The 13,506-nt window shown below is 65.1% G+C and carries 16 protein-coding genes; 6 read left to right on the plus strand and 10 right to left on the minus strand.

Going from position 1 to position 13,506, the window contains the following annotated elements:
• Positions 1–83: 83 nt before the first annotated feature.
• A complete protein-coding gene (gene sigM / locus RDCOP1_RS12870; RefSeq protein ID WP_072701466.1) occupies positions 84–644 on the plus strand; it encodes an RNA polymerase sigma factor SigM in 561 nt (186 codons plus the stop codon).
• 68 nt (positions 645–712) lie between these two features.
• Positions 713–1,381, plus strand: coding sequence for an RsmA family anti-sigma factor (locus RDCOP1_RS12875; protein WP_072701099.1), 669 nt, complete (start codon positions 713–715; stop codon positions 1,379–1,381).
• Between the two features lie 18 nt (positions 1,382–1,399).
• Here the strand turns inward: RDCOP1_RS12875 and RDCOP1_RS12880 are convergent, their stop codons facing one another.
• A complete protein-coding gene (locus RDCOP1_RS12880) occupies positions 1,400–1,954 on the minus strand; it encodes a TetR family transcriptional regulator (RefSeq protein WP_174555809.1) in 555 nt (184 codons plus the stop codon).
• Between the two features lie 95 nt (positions 1,955–2,049).
• Between RDCOP1_RS12880 and RDCOP1_RS12885 the strand changes: the two genes are divergently transcribed.
• From RDCOP1_RS12885 to RDCOP1_RS12900, 4 genes are all read left to right on the plus strand, one after another.
• A complete protein-coding gene (locus RDCOP1_RS12885; protein WP_072701102.1) occupies positions 2,050–3,249 on the plus strand; it encodes an NADH:flavin oxidoreductase in 1,200 nt (399 codons plus the stop codon).
• 161 nt (positions 3,250–3,410) lie between these two features.
• Positions 3,411–4,379 (plus strand): thioredoxin-disulfide reductase, encoded by a 969-nt coding sequence (trxB, locus tag RDCOP1_RS12890; RefSeq protein WP_072701104.1) that lies wholly within the window; start codon positions 3,411–3,413, stop codon positions 4,377–4,379.
• A gap of 44 nt (positions 4,380–4,423) precedes the next feature.
• On the plus strand, positions 4,424–4,759 hold the full coding sequence (gene trxA / locus RDCOP1_RS12895) for a thioredoxin (RefSeq protein ID WP_072701106.1): 336 nt from the start codon (positions 4,424–4,426) through the stop codon (positions 4,757–4,759).
• A gap of 128 nt (positions 4,760–4,887) precedes the next feature.
• On the plus strand, positions 4,888–6,066 hold the full coding sequence (locus RDCOP1_RS12900) for an N-acetylmuramoyl-L-alanine amidase (RefSeq protein WP_072701108.1): 1,179 nt from the start codon (positions 4,888–4,890) through the stop codon (positions 6,064–6,066).
• A gap of 100 nt (positions 6,067–6,166) precedes the next feature.
• Here the strand turns inward: RDCOP1_RS12900 and RDCOP1_RS12905 are convergent, their stop codons facing one another.
• The 9 genes from RDCOP1_RS12905 to rpmH form a co-directional block, all read right to left on the minus strand.
• Positions 6,167–6,871, minus strand: a complete 705-nt coding sequence (locus RDCOP1_RS12905; RefSeq protein WP_072701111.1) for a hypothetical protein — start codon at positions 6,869–6,871, stop codon at positions 6,167–6,169.
• Between the two features lie 59 nt (positions 6,872–6,930).
• Complete coding sequence (locus tag RDCOP1_RS12910) at positions 6,931–8,100, minus strand: ParB/RepB/Spo0J family partition protein (RefSeq protein WP_072701113.1); 1,170 nt, start codon at positions 8,098–8,100, stop codon at positions 6,931–6,933.
• Positions 8,097–9,068: a ParA family protein gene (locus RDCOP1_RS12915; protein WP_072701115.1), complete on the minus strand. Its 972-nt coding sequence runs from the start codon at positions 9,066–9,068 to the stop codon at positions 8,097–8,099. The genes RDCOP1_RS12910 and RDCOP1_RS12915 overlap by 4 nt, the downstream gene beginning before the upstream one ends.
• 697 nt (positions 9,069–9,765) lie before the next feature.
• On the minus strand, positions 9,766–10,446 hold the full coding sequence (gene rsmG, locus RDCOP1_RS12920; RefSeq protein ID WP_072701468.1) for a 16S rRNA (guanine(527)-N(7))-methyltransferase RsmG: 681 nt from the start codon (positions 10,444–10,446) through the stop codon (positions 9,766–9,768).
• A gap of 115 nt (positions 10,447–10,561) precedes the next feature.
• Positions 10,562–11,128, minus strand: coding sequence for a Jag family protein (locus tag RDCOP1_RS12925; protein ID WP_072701117.1), 567 nt, complete (start codon positions 11,126–11,128; stop codon positions 10,562–10,564).
• A gap of 22 nt (positions 11,129–11,150) precedes the next feature.
• Complete coding sequence (gene yidC / locus RDCOP1_RS12930) at positions 11,151–12,263, minus strand: membrane protein insertase YidC (RefSeq protein WP_072701118.1); 1,113 nt, start codon at positions 12,261–12,263, stop codon at positions 11,151–11,153.
• A 68-nt stretch (positions 12,264–12,331) separates the two neighbouring features.
• Positions 12,332–12,616 (minus strand): membrane protein insertion efficiency factor YidD, encoded by a 285-nt coding sequence (gene yidD / locus RDCOP1_RS12935; protein WP_072701120.1) that lies wholly within the window; start codon positions 12,614–12,616, stop codon positions 12,332–12,334.
• A complete protein-coding gene (rnpA, locus tag RDCOP1_RS12940) occupies positions 12,613–13,023 on the minus strand; it encodes a ribonuclease P protein component (RefSeq protein WP_072701122.1) in 411 nt (136 codons plus the stop codon). Before rnpA ends, yidD begins: the two co-directional genes overlap by 4 nt.
• A 20-nt stretch (positions 13,024–13,043) precedes the next feature.
• Positions 13,044–13,187 (minus strand): 50S ribosomal protein L34, encoded by a 144-nt coding sequence (gene rpmH, locus RDCOP1_RS12945; RefSeq protein WP_040744549.1) that lies wholly within the window; start codon positions 13,185–13,187, stop codon positions 13,044–13,046.
• Between the last annotated feature and the right edge of the window lie 319 nt (positions 13,188–13,506).

The raw sequence follows: 13,506 nt of genomic DNA on the forward strand, positions 1-13,506 counted from the left end.
GGGGCAACGCCCGTGCGATCGGCTACCATCCGCGCGTGCGAATTTTCGGGGGGATCGCAAAAATCGCCGTGCCCGACGACTCTGTGCCTACAGAAGTCTCGGGTACGTCGGCGTCCGACGCCGCGTTGCTGGCGGCGCACGTCGCCGGCGATCGAGAGGCGTTCGCGACGTTGCTGTCGCGCCATTACGACCATTTGTGGCAGGTCGCGCGACGCACCAGTTACTCACCCGAGGATGCGGCCGATTCGTTGCAGGAGGCACTGTTGTCGGCGCATCGGATGGCTGCGAACTTTCGCCAGGACGCCGCGGTGCGGAGCTGGATGCACACCATCGTCGTCAACGCGTGCCTCGACCGCATCCGCCGCAACAAGGTTCGGCCGACGGTGCCTCTGTTCACGGACGAATCCGAGAAACCGCGTGCGGTAAGGGATTCCATCCATGACACTGAGCTCGCACTCGATGTGAGAACAGCGCTGTTCACTCTTCCACCGGACCAGCGGGCGGCGATCGTGGCGGTGGACGTGGAGGGATACTCGGTACGTGAGGCAGCCCTTCGACTGGGCGTACCGGAGGGAACGGTCAAGAGCCGGTGCGCGCGGGCGCGCCGCAAACTCGCGGTGGTGCTCGGCGACCTTCGCGAATGAGGGAACCGAACACGAGCCCGAATCGTCTTACTCTGGTGAGGACACCCGATCCGTCGAGGAGAACGCGCATGAACGAGGACGAGATACCCCGTCCGCCGTACTCGCACGACCTGCTCGCCGATCTGCATGCGGGCGTCCTGGACGACGACGTGGCGCAACGCCTCTGGCCCTTGGTACGTGCCGACCCGGAAGCTGCCGCGGTTGTCGGACGTCTCGACGCGGTGCAGGCGCGGCTGGGCCGGCTTCGCGACAGCGAACCGGCAGAGCCGATTCCTCAGGATGTCGCCGCCCGGATCGACACCGCGCTGGCAACTGCCCGACGACGCCCTGCCCGGAAATGGATTGCCGGAGCCGGTGTCGCCGCGGCAGCAGTGTTCGCCGCTGTGTTCGCGATGGTCCTGATCGATTCGGCACCGGGTGGAGACGACACCGGCAGCGACGCCTACGCCGCTCCGCCCAGCGATGCCGTGTTCGATCCCGCCGAACTGCGTTCGATGGTCGGCAAGACTTCGCTCGGTCCCCTCTCGGACAAGGATCGTCTCCGAGAATGCTTGCAGGCGAACGGATTCGATTCTTCGTCTCCGTTGCTGGGATCGCGGCAGACCGAATTCCGTGAGCGCGAGGCGGTTCTGCTCCTCCTCAGCGGGCCGAACCCTCCGCAGCTGACGGCAGTGATTGTCGGAACCGAATGTGACGCAACCGATCCCGCCACCCTCGCAATTCATACCATCGGGTAGGCGCCAGCTACCCGGGCGTCACTCGGCGATGGTCAGCAACAGGTGAAGTATCCGCTCGCGCAGCGCCGGAGTGTCGTCCTCGGCAGCGATCAATCCGGTGAACAGCGCGGTCCCGGCGGCCATGACGAGTGCCGCTCTCGCATCGAGTTCGGCGTCTTCGCCGCCGTCCTCGGTGAACAGGGCGGTGCTGGGGCCGCTGAATGTGCGCCACAGCGCGTTTCGCAGGTCCTCGTGGTCGCGCAGCGCCGCGAGCAATCCGGGTAGTGCGGCACGGACCTCCGGCCGCGAGAAGAGTTCGTTGCTGCCGGCGACCACCCATTCGATCCACCCTTTGCGGTCGATCCCGTCGTACGGAGACAGGTCGGGCGCCGAACCGAGCAGAGCGTCGAGAACCAGGTGCGCTTTGCTGGGCCACCGGCGAGTCAATGCCGCGCGCCCGACTCCCGCACGTGCGGCGATCGCACGCATGCTCAGACCGTCCCACCCGTCGCGAACGAGCATTTCGCGGGTGACGGCGAGGACTTCGCTGTCGATACGGGGGTCGCGGGGACGACCGGTGGGTGCAGCAGACATCGGCATCTCGCGTGGGTGGGACCAGACAGCGCCTGGGGTGTGATCGGGGTTATAGTCGGGAAAATTACGATACCACTGGCATCGAAAGTAGGGTCATGACTGCGCCGCGATCCACCGTCTTCGAACCGGCTCGCCTCGGGCCGCTCACCCTCCGCAACCGCATCATCAAGGCGGCGACCTTCGAGGGCGTCATGCCCAAGGGTGCGGTCACCGACAAGCTCGTGGACTTCCACGCCGAGGTCGCGCGCGGTGGCACCGCCCTGACCACAGTGGCCTACTGCTCCGTCTCGCCCGCCGGCCGCGTCCACCGCGACACCCTCGTCCTCGACCGTGATGCCGTGCCCGGCCTCACCCGTCTCACCGACGCCGTACACCGCGAGGGTGCGCTCGCGTCGGCTCAGATCGGGCACGCGGGTCTAGTCGCCAATCAACTGTCGAACGGAATGAGCACGACCGCGCCGTCGACGCGGATCAGCGCGCCCGCCATGGGCCTCGTCCGTGGCGCGTCCCTCGATCAGCTCGACGCGATCGTCGCGGACTACGTCTCAGCGGCGCGGTACGCCGTGGAATCGGGATTCGACGCACTCGAAGTCCATCTCGGACACAACTACCTGCTCAGCTCGTTCATGAGCCCGAACCTCAACAAACGCAGCGACCACTACGGCGGAAGCATCGCGAACCGCACAGCATTCCCACGACGCGTCCTCGCAGCGATCCGGGAAGCAGTAGGCGACTCGGTCGCGGTGATCGCCAAGTTCAACATGACCGACGGTGTGCCGAAGGGTCTGTGGCTCGACGAATCACTGCCGATGGCCAAGCTCATCGAGTCCGACGGCACCATCGACGCCATGCAGCTGACGGGTGGGAGTTCGCTGCTCAACGGGATGTACTTCTTCCGCGGTGACGTCCCGATGAAGGAGTTCGTGCAGTCTCAGCCGAAGGTCGTCGGGTGGGGGCTGAAGGTTTACGGACCCAAGATCTTCCCGAAGTTGCCGTTCGAGGAGGCGTTCTTCCTCCCGATGGCCCGGCAGTTCCGGTCGGAGTTGTCGCTGCCGTTGATCCTGCTCGGCGGTATCAACCGCATCGACACCATAGACAACGCTCTGCACGAAGGATTCGAGTTCGTGGCCATGGGCCGAGCACTGCTCCGCGACCCGTATCTCGTCGACAAGTTCCGCAACCACACCGCCGACGAAGGACTGTGCATCCACTGCAACAAGTGCATGCCCACGATCTACACCGGAACCAAGTGCGTGATCAGGGAAACCCTGCGTGAGGTCCCCGGAGCCGTCTGACCGTCCGGAGGTGGGTGGGTCACCCGCTGTGGGGTGACGCACGGTGCGAGGGGAACAACACCGTTTACCCTGGTGTTGACATCTGTGTATGCTGCCGAGCCGCTTGTCGGCCCGCGGCCGCTACGACAGTCCCGCCCGCCGACCCGGAAGGCCTTCGCCGCATGACGACCCAGCCCACCATTCACGATCTCATCATCATCGGTTCGGGACCCGCCGGATACACCGCCGCGATCTATGCGGCCCGCGCTGAACTGAAGCCCATCGTGTTCGAGGGAACACAGTTCGGTGGCGAACTGATGACCACCACCGAGGTCGAGAACTTCCCGGGCTTCAAAGACGGCATCATGGGTCCCGAACTGATGGACCAGATGCGCGAGCAGGCACTCCGCTTCGGCGCGGACATCCGCACCGAGGACGTCGAAGAAGTGGACCTGGCCGGTCCGGTCAAGACCGTCGTGGCGAACGGGGAAACCTACAGCAGCCGTGCCGTCGTCCTCGCGATGGGCGCCGAACCGCGGTACCTCGGCGTGCCGGGGGAGGAGCGACTCCTCGGCCGCGGAGTGTCCGCATGCGCGACCTGCGACGGCTTCTTCTTCCGTGATCAGGACATCGCCGTCGTCGGCGGTGGCGACTCGGCAATGGAGGAGGCCACCTTCCTGACCCGCTTCGCGCGCAGCGTGACCATCGTCCACCGCCGCGAAGAGTTCCGCGCATCGAAGATCATGCTCGAGCGCGCCGAGGCGAACGAGAAGATCCGCTTCCTCACCAAGACGCGGGTCGTCGAGGTGAACGGTGAGAACAGCGTCTCGTCGCTGACCGTCGAGGACACCGTCACCGGCGAGCTCAGCGAACTCCCGGCGACCGGTCTCTTCGTCGCCGTCGGCCACGACCCACGCAGTGCGCTCGTCGCCGGGCAGGTCGAGCTGGACGACGAGGGCTACGTCAAGGTCGTCGGCCGCACCACGGCGACGTCACTGCCGGGTGTCTTCGCAGCCGGCGACCTCGTCGACCACACCTACCGCCAGGCAATCACCGCGGCCGGCAGCGGTTGTTCCGCAGCGATCGACGCCGAGCGCTGGCTCGTCGCGCGCCACGAGGTTCCGCCCGCTGTCGTGCCCGCCCAGGTCTGACAGCACCACTCACTCATCAATTCCCGCTCGACACAGGAGATATCGTGGCCGTCAAGGACACCAACACCGTTACCATCACCGATTCCTCGTTCGTCGAGGACGTACTGCAGTCCGACAAGCCCGTGCTTGTCGATTTCTGGGCCACGTGGTGCGGTCCGTGCAAGATGGTCGCTCCGGTCCTCGAGGAGATCGCGGGTGAGCACGGCGACAAGCTGACGATCGCCAAGCTCGACATCGATGCCAATCCGTCGGCGGCCCGCGACTACCAGGTGATGTCCATTCCCACCATGATCCTGTTCTCCGGTGGCAAGCCTGTGAAGACCATCGTGGGCGCGAAGGGCAAGGCGGCGTTGCTCCGGGACCTCGCGGACGTCCTGTAGTACGGTCCCGAGGATCGATTCTCGGATGCGCCCGGGGCCCAGGCTCCCGGCGCATCTGAGATAATTCCGTTCGATGCTGCCCTGCCCCGCGCTGGGCGCAATCCGGTCAGCACGGAAAGGCCCAACGCATGCGCCCTCTTCGTCACGGCGACCATGGCCCGGCAGTCGCCGAGATTCGGAGCACTCTCGCCGGCCTGGGTTTCCTCAACGCTCGTCCAGACTCCTCTGACGGCTGGATGGGCTCCGACGTCGTCTTCGATCGTGAGCTCGACGGTGCAGTGCGTGCCTTCCAGCAGCAGCGCGGTCTCCTCGTCGACGGGATCGTCGGCCCTGCGACGTACCGCTCTCTCAAAGAAGCGTCGTATCGGCTCGGCGCACGCACCTTGATGTACCAGTTGTCCGCACCGCTGTACGGCGACGACGTGGCGGCGCTGCAGACCCGGCTGCAGGATCTCGGCTTCTACGTGTCCCGGGTGGACGGCTATTTCGGGCAGAAGACCCATGAGGGGCTCAGTTCGTTCCAGCGCGAGATCGGTCTCGCCGCAGACGGCATCTGCGGTCCGGAAACCTTGCGGTCGCTCGAACTGCTCGGTACCCGGGTGTCTGGTGGGTCGCCGCATGCCATCAGCGAAGAGGAGATCGTACGACGGTCCGGTCCTCAGCTGAGCGGGAAGCGGATCGTCATCGATCCCGGTCTCGGCGGGCGCGACCACGGCATCATCGTGCCGAGCGAGCACGGTCCGATTTCCGAGGCCGACATCTTGTGGGATCTCGCGCGGCGGCTCGAGGGCCGGATGGCGGCCACCGGCATGGAGACGTTCCTCTCGCGTCCGTATCACGCCGATCCCACCGATGTGGAGCGCGCCGGCACGTCCAACGCGTTCGGTGCCGACCTGATGATCTCGCTGCGCTGCGACTCGAGCTCGAACCCGCACGCGAGCGGCATCGCGAGTTTCCACTACGGCAACTCGCACGGCTCGGAGTCGATGATCGGGCAGGTTCTCACGGGCTTCATCCAGCGCGAGATCGTCGCACGTACGTCGCTGCAGGACTGCCGGAGTCACGGTCGCACGTGGGACCTGCTTCGCCTGACCAACATGCCGACCGTGCAGATCGATCTCGGTTACCTCACCAACGAGCACGACGCATCGCTGCTCGCCGACCCGAAGACTCGGGACGTGATCGCCGAGGCGATTCTCGTCGCCGTGAAGCGGTTGTACTTGCTCGGGCAGGACGATCAACCGACCGGTACTTACACCTTCGCCGAACTGCTCGCCGAGGAACTGTCCATCACCGAGACTCGCTGAGTCCCCTGTCCCGGCCGACTCGCTGAGTCCCGTGTCCCGGCCGACTCGCTGAGCCCCCGCCCCGCCCGTGCCGTGGCAGGGGCCGCCCGGTGCGATCGGTCTACGGCACCGCCAGCGCGGTGCGCCCGGTGACGTCTTCCACGGTCAGCGACGCCGCTTCGATCAGGCGCTCGAGAGCCGCTTCGACCTCTTCCTTCCACCCGTGATCGCGATCGAGTTCGAGTCGCAACCGAGGGAAGCGCGGATGCGGCGCCACCACTTCGAAACCCATGTCCTCGAGAAAGTCGGCGCCGATCATGCACTCGGCCGGGGAGCACTCGCGCACCGACGTGGTGCTGGGCACGTACCCCGCCGAGGGCCTGTCGTCTTCCTGACGACGGAATCCGAACGCCTCGAGAGCCCGGACGTTGCGGCGGACCAGATCGGTCACGACCGCACGGATGAGATCGGCGCCCACATCCAAGTCGGACGCGTGGGGCTCGATCCGCATCGTCGTGAGGAGGATCGCGTCAGCGCTGACCGGTGAGGTCGGAAAGAGCCGTGCCCGGGGCACCATGTTGGGCGGCGCATAGAACGCGACTCCAGCGATCTTGTCGTCGGAGTCGCCGAACGAGGCGACCTGCGCACACGACCCCCACTCGAGCATGACCATCGAGAGCCATGCTTCCTTCTCGAATTCGGGGTCGCAGAAGTCGCGGCCGTGGCCTTCGGGCGCCGGATCCATTTCCCAGAACACACACCTGCGCGGGTGCGTGGGCAATTGCTCGATCGCACTCAGGGACAGCGGCGTGACTCGCGTCGACACGGGATACTTTCGCCTCCACGTCTTTCTCTAGCAGACTGTTGTCCTGCCCCGGCCGGGAGTCAAGACGGACGGGTCTCGTTCGTAGCGCCCTGGTCGGTCACGCGCTGGGTCTGCATCATCGTCACGATCCGTTCGAGGTCGTCCACCGAGCCGAACTCCACCACGATCTTGCCTTTGCGCTTACCCAGGCTCACGGTCACGCGGGTGTCGAACGAGTTGGACAGCCGCTCGGCGACGTCCTGCAGTCCAGGCATCTGGATGGGCTTCCGTCGCGCCGGGGACGGCGCATCGGGCGCGCCACTCCGGTTCGCGAGCATGACGGCTTCCTCGGTCGCCCGCACGGACATGCCCTCCGCAACAATGCGCATCGCGAGCGCCTCCTGGGCGTCGGCACCGGCTTCGAGCGCGAGCAGGGCACGCGCGTGTCCGGCACTCAGCACACCCGCGGCGACCCGACGCTGGACGGGAATGGGCAGCTTCAGCAACCGGATCATGTTGGTGATGACCGGACGAGAGCGTCCCAGACGCGTGGCCAGTTCCTCGTGGGTGACCTCGAACTCCTCGAGCAACTGTTGATAGGCGGCGGCCTCTTCGAGAGGGTTCAGCTGGACACGGTGGATGTTCTCGAGAAGAGCGTCGCGCAGCAGCGCATGGTCGTCCGTGTCGCGGACGATCGCGGCGATGGTGTCGAGGCCGGCTTCCTGCGAGGCGCGCCAGCGACGCTCACCCATGATCAGCTGGAAGCGATCACCTTCGGCCCGCCGCACGACGATTGGCTGCATGAGACCGAACTCGCGGATCGAATGGACGAGTTCGGTCAGTGCCTCTTCATCGAACACCTGGCGGGGCTGCTTGGGATTCCGGTCGATCCGGTCGATCGGGATCTCGAGATACACCGCACCTGCGGGGGAGGGGAGAGGTTCGGAACCCGCTTCGACCAATTCGGTGTCGTCGCCTTGCCCGTCCGCCGGGGCGATCTTGCTGTCCCCGATGATGAGGTCTGCGGCGGCGGATCCGAGTCCCGACGGCGAAAGCGTCATCCCCGGCGATGCTCCCTGCCGACGACTGGCTGCCGGCTTCGTGGGCGGCGTGGCGGCAGGCGCCGCGGGAGCAGCAGTGGTCGTCGAAGCCGCTCCGGCGGTGTCCGATGCGGGCACATCCACCGGAGGGCCGGTCGGGATCAGTGCGGCCAATCCGCGACCGAGCCCGCCTTTACGTGTCGCGCTCATTCGTTCCCCTGCTTCTTCTGTGTCCCGCGTGCCGCCAATTCGCGCCCGGCGTCGAGGTAACTCATCGCGCCACGCGATCCCGGATCGTAGTCGAGCACCGTCATCCCGTAGCCGGGAGCTTCAGAGACCTTCACACTTCGCGGGATGACGGATCGCAGCACCGCGGAGCCGAAGTGGGCGCGCACCTCGGCGGCGACCTGATCCGCCAGCTTCGTGCGCCCGTCGTACATCGTGAGCAGCACCGTGGACACATGAAGGTCGCGGTTGAGGTGCGACTGTACGAGTTCGATATTGCGGAGAAGTTGACCGACGCCCTCGAGCGCGTAGTACTCGCACTGGATGGGGATCAGAACTTCCTTCGCGGCCACGAGCGCATTGACCGTCAAGAGGCCCAGAGAAGGCGGGCAGTCGATGATGACGTAGTCGTAGTCGCGCGGTCCCAGCGCCTCTTTGGTGAGCGCGTTCCTGAGTCGATTCTCGCGCGCCACCATGGAGACGAGTTCGATCTCGGCGCCGGCCAGATCGATCGTCGCCGGGATGCAGAAGAGTCGCTCACTGTGGGGACTCTGCTGAACGGCGTCGGCGGCCGACACCTCGCCCAGGAGGATCTCGTAACTCGACGGCACGCCGGAGTGGTGCGGTACCCCGAGCGCGGTACTTGCATTGCCCTGCGGGTCGAGATCGACGACGAGGACGGTCAGTCCCTGGACGGCGAGTGCGGAGGCAAGGTTGACCGCGGTCGTGGTCTTGCCCACCCCACCCTTCTGGTTGGCGATGGTGAGGACTCGGCGCTCGTGTGGCTTCGGGAGGGAGATTGCCTCACTCGGATGAAGCACCTGGCTCGCGCGATGGGCGGCTGCGCCGATGGGCGTATCGATCCCGGAGAACCCATCGAACGGGACGGGGGAGAATTCGTCGTTCATTGCCTCGGTTTCACGTGAAACAGCGGATTCAGATCCACCCGTCATAGAACGCTCCTTAAACGATTGATCCGCACTGTCCGCACGCTACATCCTCTTCGTTCCCGGGACACGGTGCACGACGCACAACGCGCTCGCGACAACGAGGAGGGTGAGACATGATCCGGAGAAATGGTCGCAGCTTCGACGCGTGGTCTTACGTCCACTTCCTCGGTCGGTTCAGTATTCCATCCGCATTCTATGTGGCACCCACGCGATCGCACCGCAGGACGTTCCACGTGAAACATGGGTCTTTGTTTCACGTGAAACAGCGCGACCAAAACCGGCACACCCGGTCGTTTCACGTGAAACAGTCCGGCCGTCGACGAAAGACGCGGGCAAGACGTCTCGGTGGAGATCCTGGATTTCGAATATAGGGCGGCGCAATACTTTTCGAAACGCTTGCCCTGTAAATGGTTGCTCGACAGGATGTTTGGCATTCGGATAACCCCTCGACCTCGGTCCAGGAATTGAGCGTCACAGTGACGAAATAGACGTGGGGCGGAGATACCCGAGAAATCGAGTGATGAAAGTCCCCATGGGCACCGTTCCGATACTCGAGAGAGTGACTCGAGCTCGAGACACGTCGTGCGTCCAACGAAATGTGGAAGCAGCGGCACCGGAAATGACCCGGCACACCGAGATAACGAAGAACCCCTCACCTCCCGAAGCGGGGGAGGGGAGGGGTTCGTTTCACGTGGAACAGTTATCGGTTCTTTCGCCGGCGCGAGGCCCGCGGCATACGTTCCGCCTTCACGACGAGTGTCGGAACCGGAAGCATGTCGCGCCCGCACTCGAGCACCTCGAGATTGCCGGCACCGAGACGAGCGAGTTCGTCGCGATCACGGTCGATCTCTTCCTGAGCCGACGCGCCCTTCAACGCGAGCATGCGGCCCCCCTCGTGGATCAGGGGTAGCGACCACTTGGCGAGCTTCGCGAGCGGAGCGACAGCACGAGAGGTGACCACGTCGGCGCCACCGGCTTCCTGGAGCACGCTCGGTTGCTCGGCCCGGCCGCGAACCACCAGAACGTTGTCGAGGTTGTTCGTCTCCACGAATTCCGCCAGATACACGGTGCGGCGCAGCAGGGGTTCGACGAGAGTGATCTTCAAGTCGGGTCGCGCGATCGCAAGCGGAATCCCGGGCAGTCCCGCACCGCTACCGACGTCGACGACGGCTTCGTCCTCCTGGATGAGTTCACCCAGAACCGCGCAGTTCAAGATGTGGCGTTCCCAGAGCCGGGACACCTCGCGCGGGCCGATGAGTCCGCGCTCGACCCCGTCGGTCGACAACGAGTGATGGTAACGCTCGGCGAGCTCGAATCGGTCGCCGAAAATCCGCTGCGCATTCGCAAGCAGGTCTGGCTCGTCTTGTTCCACGTGAAACATCCTCTCCTGCCGCCGGTGCGTCACCGACACCGGCACCCGTTCCGTCGGGCCCCCATCGAATGAAAAGAGGGACCCCGACGATTCAGGGTCCCTCTTCGAGCCGAAAGCGGAAGGCTCAATCCTGCACGATCACAACGCGCCGATGCGGTTCGGCACCTTCGCTCTCGCTGGAGACCCCGTCCACCTTGGCGACCGCGTCATGCACGATCTTGCGCTCGAAGGGAGTCATCGGCGCGAGTTCCTCACGGCCACCGCCGGCGAGGACGCGCTTTGCGGCTGAGGTGCCGAGCTCGGTCAGTTCGGCACGCTTACCCGCGCGCCAGCCGGCAATGTCGAGCATCAACTTGCTGCGCTCGCCGGTCGCCTGCTGTACGGCGAGCCTGGTGAGTTCCTGGAGTGCGTCGAGGACGTCTCCGTTGCTCCCGACAAGCTTGCTCAGATCTTTGCCACCGTCGATGCTGACTACCGCCCGGTCGCCCTCGACGTCGAGGTCGATGTCGCCGTCGAAGTCGAGCACGTCGAGCAACTGCTCGAGATAGTCGCCGGCGATTTCGCCCTCTTCGATCAGGTCTTCGTCGTCGACCACGTCGGTGTCGAGTTCAGGGTCGCTTTCGAGTGCAGGCTCGCGCGCCTCGCCGGTCACCTCGATGTCCTCCTGTGCCTTGTCCAGGTCACTGGCCATGATCAGCTCTCTTCTACTTCGGTCAGCGCCGCTTGCGCTTGGAGTTCTTGGGACGGCTACCCGGTTTCGGAGTCGACGAGCCCGAACCGGAGGTCGGCGTGGTGTCGCCGGTCGTGCCGGTTTCGCTTGCATCCTTCTTGGTCAGTGAAACTTCCGGCCCGGTTTCGGCGCTCGTATCGTCGACCGGGGCGCTGTCTGCCGAAGCTACGGCGCCCTTCTTCTTCTTCGCTTTGTTGGGCCTGGCACCCGGCTTCGGAGCATTCTCGTTCCGGCGTGCGAGCGCCGCGGCGCGCTTCTCTTCTTCTTCTTGGTCGATCTTCCGGAAGACGAGGTGCTGCTGCCCGTACGTCCACACATTGTTGCTCACCCAGTACAGGATGATGGCGATCGGCAGGAACGGACCACCGACGAGGACGCCGAGCGGGAACACGTAGAGAGCCAGCTTGTTCATGATCGCGGCTTGCGGATTCGCCGCGGCCTGGGCACTCTGCCGGGCGACCGAAGCGCGAGCGTTGAAGTGCGTCGCGATGCCGGCCACGATCATGAGGGGAACGGCGACAGCCGCGATCTGCCACCGCGACGGAATGTCACCGAACGGGGCGAAAGCCTCGAGCGATGCGATCGGCTGGGTGATCCAGGACGAGATGGGGGCACCGAACAGACGCGCGCTGAGGAAGGATTCGACGTCTTCCGGGCTGAACGCGTAGTTGCCGACCTGGGCGTTCTGCTCCGGCGTCAGGCCGAGCTGACCGAACCCGGTGCCGGTCCGGTTGAACGAGCGCAGGACGTGGAACAGGCCGATGAACACCGGCACCTGCAGAAGAACCGGTAGGCAGCCCATGAGGGGGTTGAAGCCGTGCTCCTTCTGGAGCTTCTGCATCTCGAGCGCCTGGCGCTGCCGGTCGTTCGAGTACTTCTTCTGCAGTGCCTTGATCTGCGGCTGAAGCTCCTGCATCTGCCGAGTCGTGCGGACCTGCTTGACGAACGGCTTGTACAGGATGGCGCGGAGGGTGAACACGAGGAACACCACCGACAGCGCCCACGTCCAACCACTGTCGGGCGCAAGCACGAACGAGAAGGCTTTGTGCCAGACCCAGAGGATCCAGGACACGGGATAGTAGATGAAGTCGAGCACGGCTCTATGTACTCCTCGGGTCGTCCATGTCGCCACGGAGAGGCGTCGGTCTCAGGTCTTCGCTCCGGTCAGGTACCCACGTGGGACGACCGATGACTCCGCTCGGGTACCGGATCCCATCCTCCAGGATGCCAGGGAGCGCATTTGAGCAGCCGCACCACGGTCAGCGCCGTTCCGACCACGAACCCTCGCTTGCGCAACGCTTCGACCGCGTATTCGCTACAGGTGGGCACGAATCGGCACGTCGGCATGCGGGTCGGCGACACGTACGTGCGGTAGAGCTCGATGCAAAAGACCAGGGCCCGCGCCGGCGCGGACCGGATCGCGTTCCAGGTCGAATGCGAGGTGGTCATGCGTGGTTCCCGAGCTCGGCTGCAACCGGCTCACCGACGGCATCCGGGGTGTCGAGAAGTCCGAGACGAGCCAGACCCGTACGGATCTGCTTGTCGAGTTCACGCGAATCCGCGGTCGCCGCACCCGGCAGGGCTCGCAATACGACGTCGGTGTCAGCCGGCACGCGCTCGACGAGGGAGGCACAGATATGACGAAGCCGGCGCGCGACTCGATGTCGAATCACCGCCGGCCCGACAGCCTTATTCACGACGAGCCCGAAACGGGGACCGTCGACACTCACCAAGAACTCGGACCGATCACGCTCGAGAGCGTGAATCACAAGGTCCCGCCGCCCCTGACGGCGACCGCGACGGACGGTATCGGAAAAGTCCGTGCGGCGCCGCAGGCGATACGGCTCAGGTAACACCCCGAGCTCCCGTTACGGGATCAGGCGGTGAGTGAAGCGCGGCCCTTACGGCGACGCGCCGTCACGATTGCGCGACCCGCACGGGTCCGCATCCGGAGACGGAAGCCGTGGACGCGCGCGCGGCGTCGGTTGTTCGGCTGGAACGTCCGCTTGCCCTTAGCCACGGTCAACACTCCTCGAGATATATGTGACGCCGGCAGGCGCCATCGGTCTAACTTATACGGATTTCGCACGACCCGTGCGCAATGAGTGCAGCACGGACCTATCACTTCTGCATGAGTGACTGTTCGAGGCTACTCGGATCGGGACGCGAAATCAAACCGCTGCCTCCGTGTCCGCGCAACCCGACACGCCGGACAACTTGACCCGAAGTTGCCCTCTCACAACGGGTGTGTGCCACATCACCGTGGGCTACCATCTCTCGCATGGCTTCGTCCGCGAACCCGCAGCACACAAGCCCTCTCGTGCCGGCGCCGCACGAGC

Source organism: Rhodococcus coprophilus NBRC 100603, assembly GCF_001895045.1.
Lineage (GTDB): Bacteria > Actinomycetota > Actinomycetes > Mycobacteriales > Mycobacteriaceae > Rhodococcus > Rhodococcus coprophilus.